A 25,589-nucleotide genomic window follows, 5' to 3' on the forward strand; every position below is an offset into this window, starting at 1 on the left:
TCGACAACCTGAACTGATAAAACAGCTTCGATCTACTCAATTGTTCATATCTGCCACCTCAACTCGCTTCTACTTTCATATTTGAGACGATCGGTTTGTACTGATTCTACTCAATAAGCAGCCGCAAAAATGTCGATCTTTCATTGTGACTCACCCTTATCTCCACACATCAAGCAACTTCTCCTGTCGAACCGAAAGTAAACACGCGGATACGCGTCGCAGTCCGGCTCCATCACATTCCAGACACTGATTCCCGATATGCTCTCTCGACCGTTTTTCACAATAACGTGTCTGATCACGTTGATCGCTTTATTAATGGCGTGGGAATTTCTATTTACAAAATCCGATCGCTTGCCTGCTACATCAGGAAACCGGCCTGCTGCAAGACAAGTCCAAGCCTTTAAACCTGTCTACCGCTCCCCTAAGCCGGTGGACTGGAACCGGCCCGTTAATATTGCAGGCTTAAAAAACCGGTTGTGTTTCCCCCTCTCACTTTCCAGTGAAGATGAGTACGTACTCATTGTCAATAATCTGGACCGCTCCCCCAGACAGACGAAAACCATCGTTCTGGCCGTCGATGATTCATCTGGTGAACAGCTTGCCACAAACTGCTATTTTGAAAACACGCCGGAGCTCACTTCCGGTTCCCGAATCAGTAGCCTGTTCAATGCTTCAAAACTACATCGTACAACAGGCACTGTTGTTTCACTGAATGAAGCATCGTCAGACAAAGCACTTCCGGAGTCTGTACGGTACTTCAATTTATTTGTAACCGATGGGGACCTCTCGGACAAAAAGCAATACACGCGGCTCAAGGCAAGGCTGATTGAACAGAGCCCCCGTGTCGCAATTTACCTTGATGAACAACAAAAACCCGAAGAACTGGCAAACGGGCTCGTCACTGATCTGATCTTGTTGCTCGAGAATCAGGTGCTGGACAAGATCAGCAGGGAGTGTGGTCCAATACGAGATGTCGATGGTAACGGTCGCTTCTGCATCCTGCTCTCTCCCTGGTTAAACAAGCTGCAGGGTGGAAAAACCAAAATCAATGGATTTGTCCGCCCTAGCGACTTCCGGGATAATGTAGCAGAACCGTTCAGCAATCACTGCGATATGCTTTACCTCAATTCCGCATTGAAACCAGGTCAACAGCTGCTCGACCTGTTGAGCCATGAAGTGACCCATGCAGCAGTCTCCAGCATCCGCACTGCCAGCGGCTGTTCTCTTCCAGACGAAGAAGACTGGCTGAACGAAGGCATCGCTCACATGATGGAGCCTGGTTATACAAATCGAGATTACCGGATCAGTGAGTTTTTCCGGTCACCTGAATCATATCCACTGGTGGTCTCCGATTATTACCGTGCACAACTCTGGCGCAACCATGGATGCCGTGGAGCCGTGAACCTGTTTCTGAACTGGTGTAACCAGCGAGAGTCTTACGGGCGTTTTGCCAACCGCTTTACTCATCACCAGTTGACCGGCACTGCAAAGATCGAACAGTTAACTTCCACTAGGTTTCCAGAACTGTTTCGACTCTGGTCTCTGGATCTGGCCAGACAGTCTCTGGCTTACAACACACAGCAAGCTGCCCCAAATACACCTGAGCCACTCATCCACTGTGGCAGATTCGTGCTGGCTGGTCCTGCCATTCACAACTGGAATTTGTCGGATCAGAAGCATCAGAGTCTGAAGATTGCCTCGACGGCTTCCGGCTTTCTACGACTCAATTCGAATAGTCAGTTGCCGGAAAAACGCATGATCAATGTGCAGGGATTTCCATCGATGCAGTTGACGTTGTTGAAAATTGAACAGACCGCACAACAGGTTTCACTACAGGCGAATTATACCTCTGCTGAAAATCCGGTAGATTCTATTTCCGAATTCGTTGCAGTTCACCTGCATTGCAGTCACCCCGTCAATTCAAAAGTCGAAATGATCAGCCTGGAATTTAATGGGGCTTACCTTTCACAAGTCGCTCGGCAACCGCAGAAACTGGATATCTCGACTATTAGTTCTGCCTCAATTAAGCAGAGATCCGGTCTGCAAGTCACTATGCTGAATTCCCGTACTCAACAGAAAAAACAGCAGACAGACTTTCGTGTGTCGATACCACGAAAGAACTTCGACGGCAAGACGGGGGCAGAAAGCCTCAGCTGGAAAGTCATCTTGATTTCTGAAACACAGGAACGAAGTGTCGTCCAGGCAGAACTGAATTTACCCGCGCTGTCACCTCGCAGATTGGCAAAAGGTGTCAGCGATACAGCAAAATAAGCCACGTTCAAATTAAAAACTGGCAGAATCATCCTGATTTTCACCCAGATACTTCAATCGGGTCGCAAACATTTTTTTCAGACGGGATACCGGGTACATCCGTACGATTTTATTCTTATAGGTGATTCTACCCTGATCGTCACGCCCCAGTTGTGCAGCAACATCCGGTTTGGCCATTCCTGCATACAGGCCGGCAAAAGTTTCCGGATCCACTCCATTACCGGCTTCCAGATCATCCAGTGCATTCACTCCACCACAGGAAACAGCAAATGCATTCAGCCCTTTGGTAGCGGGACGCATGAAATTTTCCTGTTCGAGTGCTGACTGTGCTTCAACCAGTTGCTTCACCCCGCGCTTAATTTTATCTTCGGTCTCTTCGGTGGGAGTTCCGGAGGCCTGCTGTGCGTGCAAACGGGTGCTCTGAAAGCTTTGAGAAGCACCTAAAACATAACCGACGGTAATCAGCAGTAAACCGACAGCGACCTGGCTAACCTTCGACATGAAAGACTCCCTGTGAATGCAACTTTTTTTGTTTTGTGGCTTCTATTCAAGATCAACAACCATAAGGTACATTATCGCCCCCCGGTCTGCTGGCTTAAAATAGTCAAATCGTATGACATGCAGTAGCGTTTGAAGATCATTTTTACTAATAATTGACAGCCCAGGTCAATAAGAACCATGAAATTTAGCAGCTGAAACCTTAATCCTCTTAATTTATATTGGAATTCAGCCCGAACGAATCTCTTCCCGGCTGATCCCAGAGACATCACTCAGAGCCAGAGATTTACGAAGATGACCATCGAAGAATTTCAACAGGCACTCTCTCAGATCGTCACCCAGTTTCAGAGAGCCGATTATGATGCACGACATCTGCTTCTGGATCTTTCTGAAAAAATCCAGGAACTCTCGGAGCAGATCCCCGAGACCGTGCCCAGTCATCTGAAATCTGAGTGGAAATCGATCTGCTGCGATGTAGATGCTGTCCAGCCTGCCTTTAAAAGCCATCGTAAAACGTCGAGTCTTTTCGACCGGCAGGGTATGGGACTTCCGGGAGTTCAAACGGCAAAAACACTGATCATTCGCATCGTCGCTCTGTCAAAATTGATCGATCGACTGAGTGCGTAGCTTCTGACCTTGATCTTAATTCAGACGACAATGCGACTTAGATGATGTAACAACATCTCTTTCTGTTGTGCAATTTCGATCCGATCTTCCGATTTGCAGGCTTCTTCCAGTTTAGAAGCAAGCTGGGAAAGTTCATCAAATCCATAACCGGCACCTGCGCCTTTCAGCTGATGCGCCAGTGTTTTAATCTGATCTTTCTGGTCAGAGCTCACTGTCTGACTCAAAATCTGCTTTTTCTCTTCGATCCCATCGACGAACATTTCAATCAGTTCCAGGAAATCTTCATCATCACAAAATGCCGATCGAACAGGCGTCGTTTCTAAGGTATACAACATATTGAGGTACTCCAATTCAACTCAGGGTCCCAAAATCATCTTATTTCAATTGTTTAATTTGTGTCTCAGAACTTCATCCCGGCGAACACCAGCATTCGTTCCGACTTGCTACGTTTACAATTAATAGTTTGGAGGATTTCTTGTGCTGCAAAAAAGGTTCATTTATCCAATTTAGATACGAAGTAATAGAGGTATGCGAAATGGATGTAATGAATAAGACAGATATGCCGATACGAGATTTATACCAAACAAGGTATAACACTCAATTTTCAGAGTACATGACTATAAACACAAGAACACGTAACCACCGTCTGATATTGACTCAAATCGGGTTCTTACCTTATACACCCTCCGTGATTTCGATTACTCCCGTCTGGACAGTTCGAGTGGATTCCTGAGTCAGGGTCTATCTGAACCGAGTTTGATTCACTGGACTTATCAGAATCAGATAATTTTGAGCTAACCCCTTTAAACCATTCTCTTTAGTTCTAGATATATTTAACCCTGCCATGCGATTGTTACAGCGCTACGTTCTGTTTGAATTATTGCGCGTTTTTACACTCATGATTACGGTGCTAACCGTCCTGCTGGTATTTGTTGGCGCGTTCCAACAGGCAACCAGTCAGGGTCTGGGTGTGATTCTGGTTTTAAAGATTCTGCCGTTCATCGTTCCCAGTATGCTGCCCTTTACGATTCCGGCGACCCTGTTGCTGACGGTGTGTGTAGTTTATGGACGCATTGCCGGAGACCAGGAAATCACGGCAGCAAAAGCTGCGGGTATCAATGTGCTCTCACTTCTCTGGCCTTCTTTTATTCTGGGCGGCTTTCTGAGTCTGGGTTCACTGATTTTGAGCGACCAGATTATTCCCTGGGCGGAAAAAAATATCGAGAACACCATCGCCTGCGAACTTGAAACCATCTTCCTGGAAAAACTGCGGTCACAAAATCAGATCCATGACCCGACCAGCGGAATCTCCATCACCGTCATGGGCGTGCGCGACAAGACTCTGCTCGTCCCCACGTTTCGCTATTCACCTCCCAACAAGAAACCCGTCCATCTTCAGGCAGAAGAAGCGACCCTGGAATTTGATCTCACCAATCAGCAGGTCATCCTGCATATTTCCAAAGGGCATATCGACTTCCCTGGAAAACCACGATTCTTTGTCGAAAAAGATACGTTTCCGTTCCCGCTCCCCAGCCAGACCACCATGGCCAAACCCAGACACATGAGTGTGAAATCCATCAAATCCGAGCTGATAGAACTCAGCGAGAAAAAAATCGAGTTCGAATTCCAGCGCGATATCGAAGTGGCCATGCTGTTAGCTCTGGGAGATTTTGAACGCTTTCAATCACCCGAAGTCAACAATGACCTTCCACAGGATCAACTTCAGGAAAAACGCCAGAACAAACTCAAAACAGCCCTCTCCAGCCGCTTCGCTTTAAGTTGCAGCTGCTTCTTTTTTGTACTGGTGGGCTGCCCCTTTTCTATCGCCCAGGCACGACGACAGTTTCTCACCAGCTTCTTTCTGGTATTCCTGCCAATTCTGCTCTTTTATTACCCCATTGTGTTACTGGCTATCAACCTGGCCAAGCAGGGAAAGATTGAGCCAACGTGGTCCCTCTGGGCGGGTAACGCAGGTCTGCTGATCGTCGCGATTCACATGCTGCGAAAAGTACTGCGAAATTAAGAGCCGGTTGAATCGGCACTCCGCTTCTTTTCATTCCAATCGGAGAAAAATGTGGTCAACCGTCGCGTTTCTCCAAAGATATACATTGCCGCCGAGATATGCCCCGCATCCAGCCAGACCAGTTCCGGCTTCTTTCCCATTGATTCCCATAAAGCCACTGCGCTTTTCGGGGGGAGAATTTCATCATGCTTCGCAGCCACCATCAGCACATCACGATCCTGTAACAGTTTGCCATAAGTATGCGGATCCACGGGCGACATGATTTCCAGAAATGACTTAAACGTCCCTCCATTGTCCAGCCAATGTTGACGAAACCGTTTTGCATCCTTGTGTGGATTTTCCCAGATCCCCAGCGCCAGATTTCCCCCGCCCAGATAGATCGCCACTTTCTTGAATCGAGGCTCTGCTTCCGCGGACAGGGCTGACATGATGCCTCCCAGACTGATTCCAGTGACTCCCAGTCGCTCTGCATCCACTTCCTGACGGTTCCCCAGCCACGCCGCTGCCCGCCGGATATCCAGCACCGCCTGAGTCATGCCCTCTGCCGTATGTTCGGGCACAAAAGAAATCATTCGTCGTCGACTCTGTGCGCCTGCACCACGTCGCTCAGCGTAATAAGGCATTTTGATAGTCAGCGCCGCAATCCCCTGCCGTGCCAGAGAATTCGCAGACATCTCTGACAATTCAAATCCCCCCCCTAGAATATGCAGGCACACACAGGCAGGAAACGGTCCCGGACCTTCAGGCTGGTAATAATGGCCGTGCACTATGTTATTTTCCGTGACAGGCGTTTTCACGGGGGAAGGAAATGTAACGTCATACACCCGTACCGGGCCACTCATCCGTTTAAACTGACAGGTGAATGGAAACGAGTGAGGCTCAAGGTGGAACCGCGCTGGAACTTTATCTTCTTGCTGCGTGGTCTCGAAGTGAACCTCCCCCTGCTCTGGAATGTCTACGAACTGAGAATCCGCTGCTTTTGATTCAGCTCGACTCACATCTGGCAGACTGACCAGAGAGAACAAAACACAACAGGTAACCAGAAGACGTCGTTCCTGTGACAGGTGAAGTACACAATCCATAACAGTTAAACTTCCTGATTAGCAGTAAGATAAAAAAGCAGCCCCTGTTTCCAGTCAGTGACATGCTGCATGATCAAGCGTATTTTAGGGCAAAGACAGTCAGGAATGTAGACTGATTTTGAAGAGATTTCCCTGCAGAAGAGAAAAGAATGGAAATAGAGGCCCTTACTCAAAACCGGACCATGTTTCCGGACAAGATGCCTTTTGTTTCGACTTTCCGGCGTTGAGAACTCGTTCGATTTCTTCAGCAGACATCCCAGCGGCCAGCAGATGGTGTTTCAGATTCACATCTTCCTGATGGCACACGGTTTTGGACCAGTAATGACTGATAATTGCAGTCACGCCGGACACAAGAGGCAATCCAATCAGACAAACGACAGCTGTAACACCTGTGACATCAATATCTCCCATAAGTCTCTCCTGAGAAAAGAAACCGGCAATTTGTCATTTAATCGGTCTTCGCTGTCAGGTGTCGAATCTTAATTATTTGACGGTAATTCTTTTTTGGTTCCGGATCCGGGAAATACAGTAAAGACAGGGACTTGGACGGATAAATTGTTCTGAGACCAGAATTTCGGTAAACAGAGTAAATTGACTCCAGAGTGGCTGCAGATAATAATAGGAGAGGAATAAAACGATTTTATTTTAATTAAATTGATCATTCTGTTCCGAAATGACGTATTATAAGAAACGTACTACTGAAGACACGGGGGCGATCGGATTCGACTGGTTCACCGTATGTTAAGGTGGCGTGCCGTGGTTGATCAGTTGGCCACGTTAAAAGCTGATCACAATCTAATTGCAAACAAGCAATTTTCAATGGCTGCTTAATAAAAGCAACCCTGGCTTAGGAATCCCCGCCTGAGGAGTCCGAAGGCTAGTCACAAAATTAGGCTGGTATCAGATCAATGTCCGCTCCGTCTGATACGAGACAAGTGGTGGACTGGTTTCCGAAAGGCTCTGTTTGTCGTGCCCGAAGAAACGAGACTCAAACGATAAAATATGCACGTAGAGGCTTTAGCTGAGGGTTCACAGGACGCGGGTTCAATTCCCGCCGCCTCCACTTAAAGGCCACTTACCAGAATCGGTAAGTGGCCTTTTTCATTTGGATTACATTAATTCATAACTACGTCGGGTACAAAAAGACTGTCGCCCGTTAAGTTCAACGGCCAATTGATCTTTGACAACAAAACCTGGTAAAAAAACTGACGTGAGGCGGAGCGGGTATGCCGTGAAGGACTGTTGGTTGTGACCTTTTAGGAGCGAACGCGCGTACGCTGATCGTCTCGTATTCCGGCGGCGGATCGACAGAGCATGGCGGCAGATAATCTCGTGAGCTGTGCGCGCGATGTTTGTTGTAATAATCAACGAAATCCGAAACAAGATAATCGAGATGCACTTTGCCGAAAGCGATGAAATGATTCAAGGCTTCGTATTTAATCGTTTGCACAAACCTCTCGACCCGGGCATTCAGATTGGGAGACCGGATCGGCAGCATCTTCGGCTTGATGCCTTCGTTCTTCAAAAACTGCTTGAACTCGGCAGAGAACTTTGTGTCACGATCATGAATCAGATACATCGGCTTCTCTTCCCGGTCAGCAACATGGTATATGAACGCTTTGGTCTGTTTCGTGACCCATGCAGAATTAGGATTTTGGGTTGAGGGTGTGGCAAAGACTTCACGCGTTTCAAGATGCATGAAAACCAACACATACAAATCGACGAGTCCCCACGGTGTCACGGTTCGTTTCGTAAAGAAATCGCAGGCCCAGAGTGTTTCCGAATGAGTTTTGAGAAACTGGTCCCAGGTGCCGGTACTTCGTTTCGGACTCGGCTCAATCCCTGCTTCCTTGACGATGTTCTTCACCGTCTGACGACAGATCCGGGAGATGCCGAGCTTCCGAAGTTCACCCAGGATTCGAGTGTAACCGAACCCCGTTTCACGGGCGATCTTGAGAATCAGTTCGCGCAGTACGACGCTCTTTCCTGGCCGACCGACGGGATATTTCTTCCGGCCTCGTTTCTCTTCCCGTACCCAGCGATGAAAGGTCACGGGTGTGACGATTGTGATCAGTTCGTTGATCGCTTATCCGAGCGGCTTGCCATATTTCAAGAGTTGCGCACGTTCGTGAGGTTTTGTATGAATCGCTCCTGGGGTACGGTCCCGCAAAATCCGGTTCTCATTTTTCAAATAGAGGACGAATTTGGCCAACAGGCTGTCGGAAGCAGTCGCAATCAGTGTCAGCAGAGGATGAAATAGTTGGATCATCGTGGTAAGATCAGTTTCGGTGGTTACATATGGAGATTGGCGTGCAAAGCGGACCCACTTTGGGGGAGTTATTGGCGCGTAAAATGGACCCATCGTAGCAAGTTCCTGATACTGGAGGCTTTTGACCTTCAGTTTCGGGGTGAAGGATGCTTACGGTGGACGATTACGGACGTATACGGCGTGCTCATCGCGACGGGATGAGCATCCGGGAAATCGCTCGGACATTTCATCATTCACGGCGAAAGATCCGCGAAGTATTACACGGTGCAGGGCAACCGCAACAATATTCGCAGCGCCAGACTCAGGCGGCTCCCCGACTGGGCCCCTTCCATGAGACCATCCGACAGATTCTCGCCGATGATGAATCGCAACCACCCAAACAGCGGCACACAGCACAACGAATCTTTGAGCGACTGCGGGACGAGCACGGCTATCTCGGCGGTTACGATGCAGTTTGTCGATTCGTGCGGAAGCACCGAACCAATAAACGTGAAACATTCATCCCGCTTGATCACCAACCGGGCCAACGGCTGGAAGCCGACTTCGGCAAGATTTATGTCGATTTTCCCGACGGACGACGACGGGTTTCAGTGTTGATTCTGGTCTGGTCGTATTCCAACGCCCCCTTTGTGATCGCTCTACCGACGGAACGGACCGAAGCGATTCTGGAAGGCATGGTGCAGGCGTTCGAGTATTTTGATCGCGTTCCCAAAGAAGTCTGGTGGGACAACCCGAAAACGGTAGCCGACGCGGTGCTCAGCGGGCGGAGTCGCAAAATCAACCAACGTTATGCAGCCCTGGCAAGTCATTATGTCTTTGAACCACTGTTCTGCCTGCCGGCCAGCGGGAACGAAAAACCGGTCGTTGAGAATCGCGTGAAGACGTTGCAGCGGAAATGGTCGACTCCGGTTCCCAAGATGGAAGATTTCGAGGAACTCAACAACTATCTTCGGCAATGCTGCCTCCAGGAACAGCAGCGTCTCAGTAGTGGTAAGACAGAAACCATCGGCACACGATTGGAACAGGACAAACAAAACGCCGCCGGGTTGCCCAGGCACCGCTTTGATCCGTGCATCCGCCGGGAAGTAAAGGTCAACAAGTATCAGTTCGCCCGGTTTGAGAACGTGGATTACAGCGTGCCGCGACAGTGTGCGTTTCAGACGGTGAGCGTCAAAGGTTACGTTGACCGTGTGGAAATGGTCTTTAAGGGAACTGTGGTGGCAACCCATCAAAGAAGCTATGAGAAAGGGTGTCAGATTCTTAACCCGTTGCATTACCTCGCAGCTTTGGGGCGGCGACCGGCTGCGTTAGATCATTCCAACGTCTACCGTCAGTGGAAGCTACCGCCGGTGTTTGACGAACTTCGCGAACGGCTGGAAAACCGGCATGGCTTATGTGCGGGAGCAAAACAATATGTACGAGTGCTACAGCTATTGTCCGCACATCCAGTCCAGCGCGTCCAGAAAACCATCGAACAGTTGCGTGGCCCCGAAGGAGCGGATGCCGACCGGATCATTCGCCGGGTCAAACGCAGTACCGCGCATGCCCGCAATCAGCCTGATTTCTCTCCGGCAACTCTGAGCAAAGAAGAATTGAGTCGTCCGGAGGTCTTGTCGGTACAGGTTCCCTGTCCGAGCCTGAACCATTTTGATTTGTTTCTTTCTACGTCAACACAAGGAGATCATCGTGCCCCCACAAACAATACAGAAGAAAAACGATCCGAATCTACTGCTGCAGAGCAATCTCAAGCAGTTAAGGTTACCGGCCATGAATGCGGAGTTCGAGAAGTTGGCCCACGAAGCGGCCAACTCAAATCAGACGTTCGAGCAATATCTGCTGCAGTTGACTGAACTGGAAGTGGCGGCACGGTCCACGAATGCGCTGACCAGCCGGATCAAACAGGCTCAGTTCCCAGTGGAAAAAGGGCTGGAAGATTACGACTTCGCGGCCATGAAATCAGTCAACAAACAGAAGGTGTTGGAGCTGGCCCGTGGTGAATGGGTCCGGCAACATACCAATCTCTGTCTGCTTGGTCAGCCGGGAACGGGCAAAACCCATCTGGCGATTGCACTGGGCCTGGCCGCCTGTCGTGAAGGAATCCGAACGAAATTCTTCACCGCTGCGGCACTCGTCAATCAACTGGAAACCGCGCAACAGCAATACAGTCTGGAGCGTCTCCTGAACAGGCTCGACAAGCTCGATCTGCTGATTGTCGACGAGCTGGGTTATCTGTCTTTCAGCCGTGCTGGTGCGGAACTACTGTTCCAGGTGTTTGCTGATCGTTATGAAAGACGAAGTCTGCTGATCACCAGCAACCTCGCCTTCAGCGACTGGGGCCAGATCTTTCAGGGCGAACGGATGACGGCAGCACTTTTGGATCGATTAACGCACCATTGTGAAATATTTGAGATGAATGGTGAAAGCTATCGGTTCAAAGAGTCGATGAAACAAAAGAAGCCACCTCGCAAAAAAGCCTGAGTCGCTTCCACACTTTGGCATACTGACCACCACGTTACCCCACGTGGTTAACCCAACCCCAGGTGGGTCCCATTTCCGCGCCAAAGTGGGTCCGCTTTACACGCCAATCTCCATACATAATGTGAAATAAGGAGATATCACTTTATTTGTACCCCGCTGAGACACAGTTCACATTCGATGGACAGTCTCTTTCAGGGCTTTGCGGAACCTTCATCGACTTCAGGGCCACAGAGTTTACGTAGTTCACCTTATGTATCGGTTTCACGTCTACTGTGCCCCCAATCAAAAGTTCAAAAGCTGTGAGTTACTTCCGAGTCACCCTAGAGTACTCTAATTATATAAGCTCCTTTGGTTAAATGACTCCCAGCATCAGCCCGCGTACGAGTCATTACGAAAAGGGTTTTGTACGGGACGATAGCTGAGAATCACGCTCAGCTACCAGTTTGACACTCTCGCGCACCTGCTTCTGATGTCGATCAACTACTTTCTGTAAAGTTTCGCGGGCATTTTTTAACAGATGCCAGCGGTCTGCGACCTGGATTGCCTGCGGAGCGCCTTGAGCCGCTCCTTTGGCATATTCTCCCCCACGATCACGACGGATAATTTCCACGCCAGGATGGGAAACCAGCCAGTTTGCCAGGGAATCAGAAGTACGATCTGGCAGCAAATCAATGACCTGACGTTTTTCCAGATCACACAAAATCGTTCCGTAGCGTTGTCCGCGTCGCAAGGCCCAGTCATCTACTCCCAACACCCGAACGGATGAGTCATCTGGCCGGGAACTGGTACGAATCCGTCTTAGAAGAGTATCCGCGCTACAGGGCATTCCTAAAAATCTGGAGAGCTGTTTTCCTGGTTCTCCCCCCAGCAGTAACCCTATCTGTTGCTGGATCTTAGAAAGCCGAATGGTTGTTCTTGCATGAGGCTGAATCAAATCAGTGAGACGTTCGGTAAAGATTTTACGTTTACAGGTTTGATCAATACAGACGAAGCGACGGACCTGGAGGATGAGCTGTGTCTTTTGACCAAAGCAAGGAAGGTCACTTGGCGAACGCGTGTATCGACTATGGACACGGTCCGATTCTTTTTGGCATTCAGGGCAACAAGCCCTGGAATTCACCGCTCGAAGATAGATTTGAAATCGATTTTCATCCTGGACCATCCGTTGGATCTTCAAGCCGTGGATTTTCGGAAACATTATGAAATCAGGCATCCTTTATACTCCGTTATTCAGGAACAAACCTCTGAATTATACAGATTATCAGCCTGTCAGATCATCAAAAGTGCGGGAGAACCGTAAAGCGGACCCACTTTGAATTCGAAATAACGAACCAGCTCATTGATAAGTGTCCGTTCCAACTTCGAGAACCAGCGATGCTATTGTCTCAGGACGTCGATGGCATCTAGGTACTCCCGTCCCGTTCTTGGATGAACGGGAGGTGTGGTAGAACATGAAGATGTTGAACTTTGGAGAAGCGACATTTCTATGGATTTGTAAGATCTCTTGCGCCACATTTCCCCACTATTCAAAGTTCAATGTGAACGAACCAAATCGTTCTGGTTCTCGCCCTGAGTCTTCCCAACCATAGGCATACATGCCGACGTGCCAGAGGCGGATTGTGGTATCCGCCATGATCTGATAACCGCAGTCACGGGCTCTCTGACAGAAAGAGTAATCCTCTGCCAGATAATCATAGCCATCATCACGTTGGTAGAGCATCGGGTGGAAAAAGGGAATCATGGTCTCACCAAATCGCTCATTACACATGGGAAGTTTCAGTTCTTCCTGAATTTTGCGATAGACTTCCCGACGAATGTGTACAAAGCCAGTTCCTGCATAGAGAACTTCGATCAGTCCCCCACCATTTCCAAATGTCAAATTGGGAGTGCCCGGTAGAACATGGCAGGCAAGTTCCCGTTTCCCCTTTTTGGGGTAGACGCCACAAGAGATCGGCAGATTGTGTTTTCGCAGCTTTTCGATCGCGTCAGGGAAGAAGCCGACATCGGAATCAATCCACATTGTTTCTTCGAAACCGTCTTTTAAGGCATTCGTTGCCAGTTGATTGCGTCCTTGATCAATGGCTGCATAACCTCTGATGCGGCGTACCGGGTAGCCCCGCCTCTCCAGCTCTTTCAGGGATTGTTCACACTGGGGAACAATACTGCTTGAATAGGGAACCAGCACCACGCATTTTCGCGGGTCCAGCGGATGCATTGTTGCTTGAGGGCTTGCCTGCTGTTCAGGAGTCTGTTTTGACCTGTGTGTATGCCGACCTGCCTGATTGACCTGCTGGTCTTTGGGAATTCCGACGAAGGAGAGGATATCACTGATTCCCGCTTCATCATTCAGCTGCTCCATTTCAACAATTCGCAGATGATCGGGGAATTCCTTTGCCAGAAACTCAGCCCGCTCGTTGTATTCATCCCAATAACGGGCAATGCCTGTTTCTCGACTCTGGATATCGTACTTGGGAAAGATTCGAGACCAGTTGGGCTCATAATGCCAACCCGGCGGAAGTTCTTTCGCCCAGTGATTGGTGGGGAGTGGGTGTACCTGATCCAGCCAGCGACAGAAACTTTTAACGACGGCCTCTTTATCTCGTTTCAGACAGATAATGCGCACATCTGGTTCTGTCTTGATGATTTCTTCGGCGTAAGGCAGATAGAAAGAAGCAATGTCGCCAATCAAAGCCGCATCCCGTTCCCGCCTCATCCGGGTAAACCGTCTGGCGATGATACCACTATCCGGCTCATGATCCCACGGCAGCAGAGGAGCTTCTTCATGGGTGACCTGCGTGTCTGGCTGAGCGTTAAGAGTTTCTGCCAGTGAAAGTGTTCCGCATCGGCCTGTTCCCATACCGAGGATGATTTTTGAAGTCTTGGACATTAAAAATTATTTTCAATTATTTGTTTTGAGGGGTGGGTACTCTATCAATTTCTCAGTACTTAATGCCTCAAATATTTCTTCTAATACAAAATCTTCATCTATTTTATTTTGCTTCGTGAACCAACCCCAAAATGCTGACTTCTTTTCACTAACTTCTTCAAATGTGATAATAGGGCCGCCTACGGGGATTTTGTGTATTGCAATGATCCATTCCTCATTATGTAACTGACAACCCATTCGATATAAGAAACTTGTTTCATTCCGCTCTTCTTCTGTTATTGTGTCTTCACCAAGCACACAGCCAATACGAGTCAGGCAGCCACGAATTGCGTCAAGATCGTAAATCTTGAGTTCGACAGCCGGACGTTTCATGTTGATTTTTTTCATATTTTCTTTTAGGACATTTCGATGCCCAGCATTCGTGCGAGATTCATATGCTCATCATGAGCAGCTTTCCCTTTCCAGAGATCAATAACCAGACAGAGCCCGTCATATCCCATGCGAATCGCAAAAGCCTGATTACTCAGCTCTGCAGCGTCAGAGGAAGCTGTCGAAATCAGAGCTGCGCTGGACGATTTTAAGATTGAAGTTAACGCATTAATATCTGAATCCGAACCACCTATAATCCACATTTGACAGGCATAGTTGGCTTTCCATACCTCTCTCAACAGCGTGTTGACAGTTTCTGATTTCAGCTTTCCAATGTCGGCTCGATAAATGATTGTATTCGGATTCACTGCCTGTCCCGCTTCATCCAGAAAGGCAGCGAGATCAGCAATCACATCTACCGCTCCTTGGATGAATATCTGAAATTGCATAGCACCAGACTGGTTCACAATTTCATGAATCAACCTAAAATCATCTGTCGTGAGTTCTGCTGAGAAACCCCAGATCAGTGGAGACTGAGGCACCCCATGCCCCACGACTCCGACAATTTCTCGATCCATTTTGTACATAAAACTCTGATCCAATTGTGACTAACTTACTTGAATAAATTCCATGGGAAGTGATGTAACCATCTTCCGACATCAAGATGAGGAAGTCGACCCCACTTTCGAAATCCCTCAATCTGGTGAAAGTCCAGTCGGATGAAATTGCCTGTTCCATTCACTCTCAGTTGGAAGATTCCATTACTCGTCCAATAACCTTCGACAAGAATGCTTTCTCCCCCCAAGAACAATGCTTCAACGGCATACACTGCCCCCGCCAAATGCAATGCATGTGCGGAGACGTGAGCGGATAAATTGCCCCACCAATAGAGATCCCCTCCCTGGGCAATCTGGCCATCGACATATTCATCCAGAGGAATCCCCAGACCATCCAGCCAGCCAAAATAGCTGTTTAATGTCAGGGCATTAGTCCACATCAGTAAACCATCACCGGCTCCCCCTATACCGGCCCAAATGATCGTTCCCCACTCACCGACACCTCCCATGAATCCTGCAAATCCCATACCCCATCCGCCAGGTGCCATCCCTGCAAATGTTTCAGGTGCGCGAGCTTGCAGATTGTTGACTTCTTGCCATGCAGCCAGAATAGCATCTGCTTTTTCTTTATTCGCAGCAGCGATAGCCACAGAATCATCTACGGCTGCTGCATTATTGGCTGCTGTTAACGCAGCTGATAATTCGTCCAAATTTCTTGTGTGTTCTGCATTGATCGAATCACGCTGTGCGGCCATCGCTTGAGTGATCCCATCGATTTCCTTCGTTTTTGCTGCATTGGTCGAGTCAGTAAATGCGGTCAACTGTTCGGGCAATTCGTTGATGATCAAGGTATGCTGTGTATCTGCGGCTGCATCTGCAGCGGCTTTGGCTGCATCGGCAGAAGCATCAGTATAGGTCTTGGCAGCATCCGCTGACGCTTCCTTCATGCTTTTTGCTGCCGCATTTGTTGCGATTGATGCGGTGGTTGATTCTGCAGCGACCGCCTTGGCAGCAGTTGTATTTGCTGCAGCATCCTGAGAGACAGCATCAACGTAATCGTCTGCTGACTGCATTTCCCGGGCTTCACTGGCATCCGCAGCCGCATCACTCTCTGCTTTCGCCGCTGAAGCTGTTGCGTTAGCATAGCTGGCCCAGGCAGCTGCGGTTGTATTTACATTCTGGGCTCCGGCGATGGCAACAGAAGTTTCATATGCCTCCCAGGCAGTAGCTACTGCAGCCTGATCTGGGTTACCCGAATTCAACGCGATAAAAGCTGTTGCCCGCGCTCCAGCAATTGCTGTCACCCATGAAATTGATGCTGATGAAACCGTTGTGGCAAATATTGTCTGCTCATTGATCGTATCCGAGCTAAGATCAATTTGTGCGGATGACATTGCTTTTGACAAAACCGTAGCTGCTGCCGCTTCCGCCTTCCAGAGATTCGCATCGGCCTGCGCAATCGCATTGGCTCGTGCTTCTTCAGCATCTGCAATAGCTTCCTGCAGTGGTTGATTGGCTGTTGAAATTCCATTGTCAAGGGTTTCGGTGATAGCAGCATTCGCATAGCTAAGATCTTTCTGGGCGATTGCCGTGGCTTTGGTCAGATCCGTTTGAGCTGCTGCCAGCGCTTTGTCCAGATCAAGCTGTGCATCAGCGGTGGCTTCTTCCAGATCTTTGCGTTTGGTTTCGACATCAATCAGATGCTGTGCTTCCAGTGTAGCTAGATCTTTCAGGTATGCTTCTTTCAAATCAGTATCACGCAACGATTTTGCTTTGCTCGCATTCGCATCCGCGACCGCCAATGCATGATCGGCTGCATTAATTGCCTGTTGCCGTGTTGTATCTACTGGGCGTTCACTGGTGACGTAAGCAATATGAGCATCACCTAAGGCTTTGACTAAAGTGACATTTGCAAAAGCCACGTCCAGGGCGTATTGCTTGGCAGCATTATAAAGAATGGTTTCGTCACCCATCATATCGTACATATACGACTGCCAGTAAGCTGATTCAGCATCGGAGTAGTCATCAGCAGCTGCTTGTTCGGCGTCGTTAAAGGTATCATACGCATCCGATTCGGCGTTGTTGCGCGTGTTTTGAAATCCTTGTACTGCTGAGTTATATGCATTTTGTGCAGCGGTCACATCGGATTGATGCTGGGTATTCGCAGGCTGCATATCACTTTGGTATTGGCTCTGAGATGATTGTAGATCAGCCTGATAAGTGGATTGTCGGGCCGCAACGGCTGCATTATATGCATCATTAATTGGCGTTACTGCTGCATTAAATGCCGATTGAGCTGATTGAACGGCACTGTTATAGACATTCTGTGCATCAGTGACCGCAGTATTATGAATCGTCTGTGCTGCTTGAACGGCAGTATTATAATCTGCCTGGGCAGTAGCAATATCTGCATCATAAGTGGCCTGTAAGGCTGCTACTGCTGTATCAAATGTATTTTGAGCTGCTTGAACTGCCGAAGAATAATCAGACTCTGCCGCTGCAACAGCTAAAGTGTGTATGTCATTTGCCGCACTAATGGCTGTCGCATGAACTGTATTTGCCGCAGTAATAGCCGCGTCATAGTCAGCTTGATACCCGGCGATGCTTGCCTCGAATGTAGAGGTAGCAGAGTCAACTGTTGACTGGTAGGCAGCATCAGCCGCACTAATGGCTGCTAATACACCAGCGTCGTTATCCAGAAACGATGGGTCGTAAGTTACATCTGGATATGAGGCTAATATTGCGTCTCGGGTGGAAGCTGCCGCTGTCACCGCTGAATTATAAATGTTTGTTGCGTCGGTAGTTGCTACCTCATAGGCAGAAAATGCAGCGTCTTCAGCGGTTGTGTATTCGGCATCAGCTGCCGCGACTGCTGCATTATAAGTCGAGTCTGCATTCGCAATGTCGGAATTAAGATCATCTTCTGCAGCTTGTGATGTGGCGTCACGAGTAGACGTATAAGATGCGACTGCGACATCATAGGCTTGGTTTGCTCCGTCTATCGCTGCAGTGTACGTCGTTTCGGCAGTCGTGATTGCTGAATTATAATCAGAACTGGCCGCCGCCGTTGCTGTATCAAAATCACTTTGCGCGGTATTCAAGTCTGTCGTAGCTGTGTCATTCAGACCGTCGATTGCTGTTTGCAGGGTTTGATTGATCGTAGTTGTTTCTGTATTGTAGGTTGAATCAATCGATGCCAACCCGGCAGACAATGTCGTTCCGATTGTCTGAATTTCGGTGTTATACGTCGCCGATGATTCTGCGACCGCTGTATTAAACGTAGATTGAATTCCCGCCGCCGTACTTTGTGCACCGCTCAGAGCCGAATCAAATTCACCCTGAGCATCATCAGCATCCTGCTGCGAATCAGTAATCTCTTCTCCAACGTCTACACTTGAAGACCCACTGCCGGATGTCGAACTGCTACTAGAGCCTGATCCTGAACCACTGGTGGAACTTGCTCCACTTCCCGAGTTGCCCGATGTGGAGCCGCTGGAGGAAGATGATCCACTACCTGATGAAGAACTGCTACCAGAACTGGAACCTGATCCGGAAGTGCTACCAGAATTTGATCCGCTAGTTGAACTGGAGCTGCTTCCAGAAGTAGATGAACTACCTGATGATGAACTGTATGCAGAACCAGAGGTACCTCCCGAAGTCGACCCACTTGCAGAACTCGATCCACTACCAGATGCTTCCCCGCTGCCGGAACTTGATCCACTACCAGAAGTAGTCCCACTCGTAGAACTCGAACCGCTTCCTGAACCAGATGCGGATGAACTGCCACTTCCTGTTGCCCCACTGCTTGACGCTTCACCGCTACTACTGCCGCTTCCAGAAGAGGAGCCACTCGCCGATGTTGATCCACTCCCAGAGGATGTACCACTTCCAGACGCCTCTCCGCTGCTGGATGCTTCACCACTGCCTGAACCCGACCCACTGCCAGAAGATTCTGTTGCATCCTCTACGTAGACTTCACCCCAGGTGGAAGTTGAATTGCCTGTAGAATCGGTTGCCTGAACGCCAAAAGATTCGTATTGATTTGTTTCATAATCCAGACTGGCAATGAGTGTAATGGTACCTGTCGTAGAATCGACAGAAAACTTTAACGCTCCCGAGGTCAGTTGATAGGTAATCTCATCGCCTTGTGGATCGGTTGCAGAAACAATCCCTAAAACAGTTCCTATTGCTGTGGCTTCTGAGACTGTCCACCAATACCCCATTTCTCCCCCCGTGAAAACGGGAGATTCATTCACGTCAGTAACATCAAATTGTCCCCAGGACGTTGTGGAATTTCCGTAGGTATCTGTCGCATTCACTCCGAACGAAGCATACTGACTGGTCTCATAATCGAGTGGAGAGATGAGAGTAATTTCACCGGTAACCGAATCAATGGAAAAAGTTTCACTCCCTGAAGTGAGAGCATAGCTTACTGCATCACCTTGCGGATCACTCGCAGAGACAGTACCAACAATAGTTCCCACTTGAGTGTCTTCTGCGACACTCCACCAGTATCCCATCCCCCCATCATCGTTGAAGACGGGAGATTCGTTTACATCAGTAACAGAAATATCCCCCCAGTTGGTAGCAGTGTTTCCATAAGTATCTGTCGCACTAATTCCAAACGAGACATATTGGCTGGTTTCGTAATCGAGTACAGCGATAAGAGTGATTTCCCCTGACAGTGAATCGACAGCAAAATATTCAGTTCCCGAAGTCAATGCATATGAAACTTCATCTCCATCAGCATCAGTAGCAGAGACCGTCCCAACTACGCTACCTACAGATGCATCTTCTGCGACATTCCACCAGTAACCCATTTCCCCTTCACTGAATACAGGAGCCGAGTTGCTGCCTGATCCAGAAGAACTTCCTGAACCAGATCCACTCCCTGAAGATTCTGTTGCATCCTCTACATAGACCTCACCCCAGCTAGTAGAATAATTTCCTTCCGTGTCAGTTGCTTTTACATTGAAGTAAGCAAATTCACTTGTTTCATAATCCAGCGAAGCGATCAGCGTGATTTCACCAGATACAGAATCAATTGAAAAAGTTTCGCTACCCGAAGTGATCTCGTAGGTGACGGCTTCTCCCTGTGGGTCATTGGCAGTCACTGTGCCGATGACCGTTCCAATTGCTGTCGCCTCTGAGACAGTCCACCAATAGCCCATCTCACCTTCGGAAAAGACAGGGGCTTCCGACACGTCAGTGACACTGACATCTCCCCAGACGGTAGCTGTATTTCCGTTAGTGTCAGTTGCACTCACACCAAATGAAGCGTACTGGCTCGTTTCGTAATCTAAAGAAGTGATGAGTGTGATTTCACCAGAAGTAGAGTCGATGGCAAAGGTTTCACTTCCTGACGTCAAACCATAAGTGACTGTATCCCCCTGTGGATCACTGGCTGAAACCGTGCCTACAACTGTCCCCACAGGCGTGTCTTCTGCCAAGCTCCACCAATATCCCATTTCTCCCTCAGTGAAAACGGGAGATTCATTCACGTCGGTAACGGAGATATCTCCCCAACTGGTAGCTGTATTGCCGTCTGTATCAGTAGCCCTGACTCCAAACGAAGCGTACTGGCTGGTTTCGTAGTCCAATGCAGAAATCAAGGTGACTTCACCTGTCGAAGCATCGATGGCAAAAGTCTCGCTTCCCGATGTCAATTCGTAAGTAACGGTATCGCCTTGAGGATCAGTGGCGGATACTGTACCGACTATCGTTCCCACTGTGGCATCTTCTGCGATACTCCACCAGTATCCCATCCCCCAATCGTCGTCGAAGACGGGAGATTCATTCACATCGGTAACATAGATGTCTCCCCAAGAAGATGCTACATTTCCCTCCGTGTCAGTCGCACTAACTCCAAATGATGCGTACTGGTTGGTTTCGTAATCGAGACCGACAATTAATGTTACAGCCCCTGTTGAAGCATCAATGGAGAAAATGTCCGTTCCAGAAGTTAAAGCATAAGAAAACGAATCTCCTTCTGGATCAGTAGCGGAGACGGTGCCAATAACGCTTCCAACAGGAGTGTCTTCTGCGACATTCCACCAGTAGCCCATTTCACCGTCATCAAATTGAGGGGCTTCATTGGTACCACTGAGTAACTGGCGTGCTTCCAGTTTTTGAATCGAGGCAATGTATTGATGATGGTGTTTTTTTCTGCGACGACTGGAACGTCGTGAACGACAGGGAGAACCGTACTTTATAGAGTGACGTAAAGAATACAACCAGTCTTTCAACACCATGGCAATCATCCTTCAAAGCTGCTACCTGAGCGATAAGTAGTGACTTTCAGTACGTACCTGAACCTTGAAAAGTGCTTGTAAAAACAAGGGCACACTCAGGTAATCAGAATACGACTGAAACTCCCAACATAACTTTTTGTCAAAATGACAGAAGGGTGATAATGCTACTTAAAAAAAGAAGTGGCCCGTCATTGAATAAGATGAGGTGATACTGAATAAGATGAGGTGATACTTTCAAAGAACACTGTGCATTATCTTGTGCCTGCGTGTTTTTTAGAGGATGAGACAAAGAATACCTGAGTAATTTCTCCAGTTCAAGAAAAATCTTTCGAAAAGCATGAAAATTTGCTTCAGGTGATAACTGCTGTTTTTTGCAGTTCAATTTGTTTACATTTTGTTCTTTAAAATTCCCTTCTCCCATAAAGTAATGTTCTTGTCGTATATCTGTTTCACTTCGAGATACCAATCTGGAGGGTTTCCGTGCCATAGCTCACCAAGCGGACCTGTGTCACTACAGTCGAAGAAGTAGTCGATAGGATCTCCATGTCTCAACTCTTTCAGAAAATCATAGTCCTTTAAAGCTGGAGCAAAAGGCCAGTTCATCTCGCAAATGACGATCATAGAGCTATCCACTGCACGAATCGCAGAATTGCCCCCCCCATCCAGAAATTCCTTGGCAATATATGTTGTGGCTCTGAAAGCGTGAGCAGCGGAAATTGCGGCAACCTTGGTTTTAGAAGTACTTCTTTATCCGAAAGCTCAGTGGCATAACTGAGAAGTTCATCTGCATCAAGAGAGGCGTCTTCCGCTTCATTAAAGGAAATGTTTTCATTCAACGAACAATCGATTCCGAGAACAAACTTTTTATATTGAAATGAAGCCTCTTTACAAAGGCACAAGAACGGCTGCACTCTCATGGCACAACGGGTCGCATACCCTCATCGAATACATACAGATCAGGCTCGCACTGCCCCGTATTATGCACCAGCAAACCAGAACCAGTAACGCTGTAGACGTGTTCGCCGGCGACTTCCAGATTATAGACCGGCTCGGGGCCGGCGCGGATTTCGATCGAGGTGATGCGGACTGTTTTACCGAACGCGGAACGCAGGCGTTCGCCGGGTTGCAGTTGGTCGGAATGCACGAAGGTCTGACGGTCTTCGCTCCAGATCGGATGCCCGGCGGTCACGCCGATTGGCTCGGCTTCCCCTTCCACATAGATGTTGAGGACATTGTTCGCGACGTTTTTAAACGTCGAAAGCACGACCGGTCCGTCACCCGGATCAATGGGCGGACAGGCAGAAATCGAAAGCACTTCCGCTGCCCCCACCACATACATTTCCGACATGTTGAGTTCATTCACCGCGCCGGATAGCGCTGAAGTTTCCGCGCCACCAAGCAACACGGCTTCTGCATTCCAGAAGCAGAAGCTTGTAAAAAGGAGACCACTGAGCATCAGCAGTTTGCGGGTGAAGTTAGACATGAAATGATTCTTTGACTTTATGAAGAGCTTTGTTCTTCTGTTTTTTCCCATTTAGAAAAGTCTTGGGTTTATTTTCAACCCCAATCATATCTGGTTCGATAAATGGGGTCAGAAAATCACCGAGCCATCCTAGCCAAACGTTTTAGATTCATCCACATATGATAACGATTGCCCAATTCCGCTAATACGTACTAAGGTATTGCTTCCGTTGCGCATCAATTTGAAGTTCCCCAGAAATAGTGGGGCACTAAAAAGACTGTAATCTTTTTCTGGGATACTTCAATTAGAACTGGTCCGATAAAGTGTCCGACTCGTTGTCCGACTGTGTCCGATTCAGCAATTTCAAATAACAATTCTCATACCAGCACTATCAACCCAAGTGTCGAATACTATCTAACTTATGGAAATATTCTTCAGCCCGAATATCTGCCTCAAGAGCGACACCCGCCGCCTCCAATCAGGCCACTTTGCGAGAAATCGCAAGGTGGCTTTTTTCAAAGGCTCAGACCCGAAGGTCTGGCTTAATGTAATATGTCCCGACCAGCTCTTTCTTGATGACACCGCTGATCAGTCTTCAAGTTGAAATTTCCGAACAGTAACCACGGCAAACCTTTCTTTGGTAGCGACCTGACAATTTGCATTCAGTGCGATCAGAACGCCAATTCTAAAAGGACACCCGGCTTAGACCATCACAATTGCCTTGACGAACCGTTATGTAAAAATTCATTTATCTTACGGTTCACGGTCAACGGGACGGCTATAGTTCGTCGCTTAGTTGTCGATGACGATTTTTCCCATCCCCTGACCACTCTCCAAGCGAGCGTGCGCCTCTCCAGCTTGTTCGAGCGAATAGTGAGTCTCGTCGAGCACAGGTGTCAGGCCGCCAGAGTCAACGATCTGAGACACGTTCCGCAGAATCTCTGCGTGCTCTTCACGCCTGAAGTTGTGCAGCATCGGAATCAGCATAAAGACAACGTGCAGCGATAAACCTTTAAAGTGAGCGGTGGTCAAATCCAATTCACACATCGAAACTGTCGTGGCAATCTGACCGTTTAGTGCCGCAGCTTCAAATGAGTTTGTGAGATTCGCACCACCAACACTGTCGAACACCAAATCAAACCCGCCTCCATTTGTGTGTTTGGCAACGTACTGCTCAACCGATTCAGTCTTATAGTTGATGCCCTTTGCACCAAGTTGCTGAATCAATGCCAGTTGTTTTTCACCACCTCCAGTAGCGTACACGTCTGCACCAAAGTGTTTTGCCAGTTGAACCGCAATATGACCTACGCCACCAGAGCCACCGTGAACGAGCACCTTCTGGCCTGCCTCGATCCCAGCACGTTTCAAACCTTCATAGGCAGTGATTGCAACCAGCGGCAAGGCGGCAGATTCCCGCATGGAAAGGTTCTTGGGCTTGTGAGCGATCAGCTTCGCATCAGCGACGATGTACTCCGCCAGAGTGCCGGGAAGATCGGCTAATCCGCCCGCACATCCATAAACTTTATCACCGACGGAATACCCTGATACACCCTCGCCGACGGCTTCGACCGTACCGGCAAAGTCCATTCCGAGAATGGCGGGGGCATCGGGAGCGAACGGTAACTCTTGTCCCATTTTCCGAATCATCGTATCGACCGTGTTCACGCTGGATGCAGCGATCTTGACCAACACGTGACCAGATTTGACTTCCGGCGTATCAACTTCTGCTGCTTCAAAAACAGCGTCGTCGCCATAGTTGTGAATGAGCATTGCTTTCATTGGATAAAATCTCCTTAATTGTGATGCCAAATAGTATATAAGTCAGACTGCGTCTGTCCGTTAGCAGCGTGTTCACAGCTTAGAGGCGATGGTAAACTTGCCATTGCTGCGGATATAAATTGTGCAGCTCTCGTTCGCATCGCATGAAATACGAAGCACCGCTTTACCTTTTGCGTTTAAGTAACTGCCGGCGGCCAGCGTCACCTTACCTTTTCCCGATGACTGATGCAGATTCGATTCGCCTGCGATGACGACCGCTTTGAAAGTTGAACCATTACCTCTGATTGTCCCTGAGAACTGGCCAGGCAATTTGACCAACGTCCCGTGTAGCTCCGCCTTGTGAGGACTCCCCCAAAGAAAAGCGATCTCCGCCTTTTTGTCGCTCGATGGCGAGGGTTCTATCCAATTCGTGCTGGACTCATCCTGCCAAACGATGTTCGACCGGTCGATGTTGACGGGGCGTTCCCCGTTATCAAATGTCTCTTCCGTAGGCATGACCAGATAGGGACCACTTTCAATCTCAATGTAAGCAACGGTGCTGTTTCTCGCTGATGTGATATGTGCTTCGCCTGCGGGTTGTGTCCAAAAAGAACCCGTTGGCATCCACATCGGTTTGGCTTGAGGATCATCGTTGTGAACACGTCCCTCAATAACGACACCACGATAAGTAACATTGTGGATATGAGGCGGAGACGAAAATCCATCAATGAACTTTACAAGAAACCCAGTCGCTTCCTTGCCGTTGCGGTCGCCCCATAGCGTGGCAGCTTGAGGACTCTTGTCGCCCCGCTTGGGGTTTAACTTTTGCCATTTCGCAGCAGAAGCCGGCACGACTTCGACGTTTTGAGACGACTCATCCTGTGCATAGCAGTATTTATTTGTACCAACAACACTCGAAACGACGATCAGCGATAAAACTGAGACTTGACGTAGTGGTATGGGAATTCTCATTAAGTTCCTTTTGCTTTCTTGATCGCAGATTGCGTGCAGAATCACAAACAACCGGCTCTCAATGATTTGAATCCAACGTTGACCT

General features: G+C 48.5%; 18 protein-coding genes, 1 other RNA gene and 1 pseudogene. 6 read left to right on the top strand and 14 right to left on the bottom strand.

The window, feature by feature from the left end; all coding sequences use genetic code 11:
- Positions 1–351 precede the first annotated feature (351 nt).
- Complete coding sequence (locus Pan161_RS06895) at positions 352–2,271, top strand: hypothetical protein (protein WP_145225339.1); 1,920 nt, start codon at positions 352–354, stop codon at positions 2,269–2,271.
- Between the two features lie 12 nt (positions 2,272–2,283).
- Here the strand turns inward: Pan161_RS06895 and Pan161_RS06900 are convergent, their stop codons facing one another.
- Entirely contained in the window at positions 2,284–2,772 is a 489-nt protein-coding gene (locus Pan161_RS06900; protein ID WP_145225341.1) for a hypothetical protein, read from the bottom strand.
- 291 nt (positions 2,773–3,063) lie between these two features.
- Here Pan161_RS06900 and Pan161_RS06905 point away from each other — a divergent pair, with 291 nt between their 5' ends.
- A complete protein-coding gene (locus tag Pan161_RS06905) occupies positions 3,064–3,396 on the top strand; it encodes a hypothetical protein (protein ID WP_145225343.1) in 333 nt (110 codons plus the stop codon).
- Positions 3,397–3,416: 20 nt separating this feature from the next.
- Here the strand turns inward: Pan161_RS06905 and Pan161_RS06910 are convergent, their stop codons facing one another.
- Positions 3,417–3,731 carry an Hpt domain-containing protein gene (locus Pan161_RS06910; RefSeq protein WP_145225345.1) on the bottom strand — a complete coding sequence of 105 codons (315 nt, stop codon included), beginning with the start codon at positions 3,729–3,731 and terminating at the stop codon, positions 3,417–3,419.
- Between the two features lie 509 nt (positions 3,732–4,240).
- Between Pan161_RS06910 and Pan161_RS06915 the strand changes: the two genes are divergently transcribed.
- On the top strand, positions 4,241–5,419 hold the full coding sequence (locus tag Pan161_RS06915; protein WP_145225347.1) for an LptF/LptG family permease: 1,179 nt from the start codon (positions 4,241–4,243) through the stop codon (positions 5,417–5,419).
- Here the strand turns inward: Pan161_RS06915 and Pan161_RS06920 are convergent.
- Positions 5,416–6,501, bottom strand: coding sequence for an alpha/beta hydrolase family protein (locus Pan161_RS06920; RefSeq protein WP_145225349.1), 1,086 nt, complete (start codon positions 6,499–6,501; stop codon positions 5,416–5,418). The genes Pan161_RS06915 and Pan161_RS06920 overlap by 4 nt on opposite strands.
- A 165-nt stretch (positions 6,502–6,666) precedes the next feature.
- Complete coding sequence (locus tag Pan161_RS06925; RefSeq protein WP_145225351.1) at positions 6,667–6,912, bottom strand: hypothetical protein; 246 nt, start codon at positions 6,910–6,912, stop codon at positions 6,667–6,669.
- Between the two features lie 297 nt (positions 6,913–7,209).
- On the opposite strand from Pan161_RS06925, the gene ssrA reads away from it, so the two are divergent.
- Positions 7,210–7,567, top strand: a transfer-messenger RNA (tmRNA) gene (gene ssrA / locus Pan161_RS06930).
- 96 nt (positions 7,568–7,663) lie between these two features.
- Here the strand turns inward: ssrA and Pan161_RS06935 are convergent.
- Positions 7,664–8,554, bottom strand: coding sequence for an integrase core domain-containing protein (locus tag Pan161_RS06935; RefSeq protein WP_197995735.1), 891 nt, complete (start codon positions 8,552–8,554; stop codon positions 7,664–7,666).
- Between the two features lie 33 nt (positions 8,555–8,587).
- Positions 8,588–8,770, bottom strand: coding sequence for a hypothetical protein (locus Pan161_RS06940; RefSeq protein WP_145225355.1), 183 nt, complete (start codon positions 8,768–8,770; stop codon positions 8,588–8,590).
- Between the two features lie 146 nt (positions 8,771–8,916).
- On the opposite strand from Pan161_RS06940, the gene istA reads away from it, so the two are divergent.
- Both istA and istB read left to right on the top strand, forming a co-directional pair.
- Positions 8,917–10,620, top strand: a complete 1,704-nt coding sequence (istA, locus tag Pan161_RS06945; RefSeq protein ID WP_145223926.1) for an IS21 family transposase — start codon at positions 8,917–8,919, stop codon at positions 10,618–10,620.
- Positions 10,538–11,248 (top strand): IS21-like element helper ATPase IstB, encoded by a 711-nt coding sequence (gene istB, locus Pan161_RS06950; protein WP_145223927.1) that lies wholly within the window; start codon positions 10,538–10,540, stop codon positions 11,246–11,248. The genes istA and istB overlap by 83 nt, the downstream gene beginning before the upstream one ends.
- A gap of 388 nt (positions 11,249–11,636) precedes the next feature.
- Here istB and Pan161_RS06955 read toward each other — a convergent pair whose 3' ends face one another.
- From Pan161_RS06955 to Pan161_RS06990, 8 genes and pseudogenes are all read right to left on the bottom strand, one after another.
- Positions 11,637–12,461 (bottom strand): ISL3 family transposase, encoded by an 825-nt coding sequence (locus Pan161_RS06955; RefSeq protein ID WP_145225357.1) that lies wholly within the window; start codon positions 12,459–12,461, stop codon positions 11,637–11,639.
- A gap of 309 nt (positions 12,462–12,770) precedes the next feature.
- Positions 12,771–14,135 carry a sulfotransferase gene (locus tag Pan161_RS30445; protein WP_197995736.1) on the bottom strand — a complete coding sequence of 455 codons (1,365 nt, stop codon included), beginning with the start codon at positions 14,133–14,135 and terminating at the stop codon, positions 12,771–12,773.
- Between the two features lie 12 nt (positions 14,136–14,147).
- The gene (locus Pan161_RS06965; RefSeq protein ID WP_145225359.1) at positions 14,148–14,507 is read right to left on the bottom strand and encodes a hypothetical protein; all 360 of its coding nucleotides are present in this window, start codon (positions 14,505–14,507) and stop codon (positions 14,148–14,150) included.
- Positions 14,508–14,530: 23 nt separating this feature from the next.
- Positions 14,531–15,091 carry a hypothetical protein gene (locus Pan161_RS06970; RefSeq protein ID WP_145225361.1) on the bottom strand — a complete coding sequence of 187 codons (561 nt, stop codon included), beginning with the start codon at positions 15,089–15,091 and terminating at the stop codon, positions 14,531–14,533.
- A 26-nt stretch (positions 15,092–15,117) separates the two neighbouring features.
- Positions 15,118–21,312, bottom strand: a complete 6,195-nt coding sequence (locus tag Pan161_RS06975; RefSeq protein ID WP_197995737.1) for a cadherin repeat domain-containing protein — start codon at positions 21,310–21,312, stop codon at positions 15,118–15,120.
- Positions 21,313–22,273: 961 nt separating this feature from the next.
- Positions 22,274–22,795 (bottom strand): annotated as a pseudogene (locus tag Pan161_RS06980) (polymorphic toxin-type HINT domain-containing protein); the annotation flags it as partial.
- Positions 22,796–23,566: 771 nt separating this feature from the next.
- The gene (locus tag Pan161_RS06985; RefSeq protein ID WP_145225367.1) at positions 23,567–24,553 is read right to left on the bottom strand and encodes a zinc-dependent alcohol dehydrogenase family protein; all 987 of its coding nucleotides are present in this window, start codon (positions 24,551–24,553) and stop codon (positions 23,567–23,569) included.
- A gap of 72 nt (positions 24,554–24,625) precedes the next feature.
- A complete protein-coding gene (locus tag Pan161_RS06990) occupies positions 24,626–25,504 on the bottom strand; it encodes a DUF4437 domain-containing protein (RefSeq protein WP_145225369.1) in 879 nt (292 codons plus the stop codon).
- Positions 25,505–25,589: the final 85 nt, after the last annotated feature.

The sequence above is a fragment of the Gimesia algae genome (genome assembly GCF_007746795.1).
Taxonomy (GTDB): Bacteria; Planctomycetota; Planctomycetia; order Planctomycetales; family Planctomycetaceae; genus Gimesia; species Gimesia algae.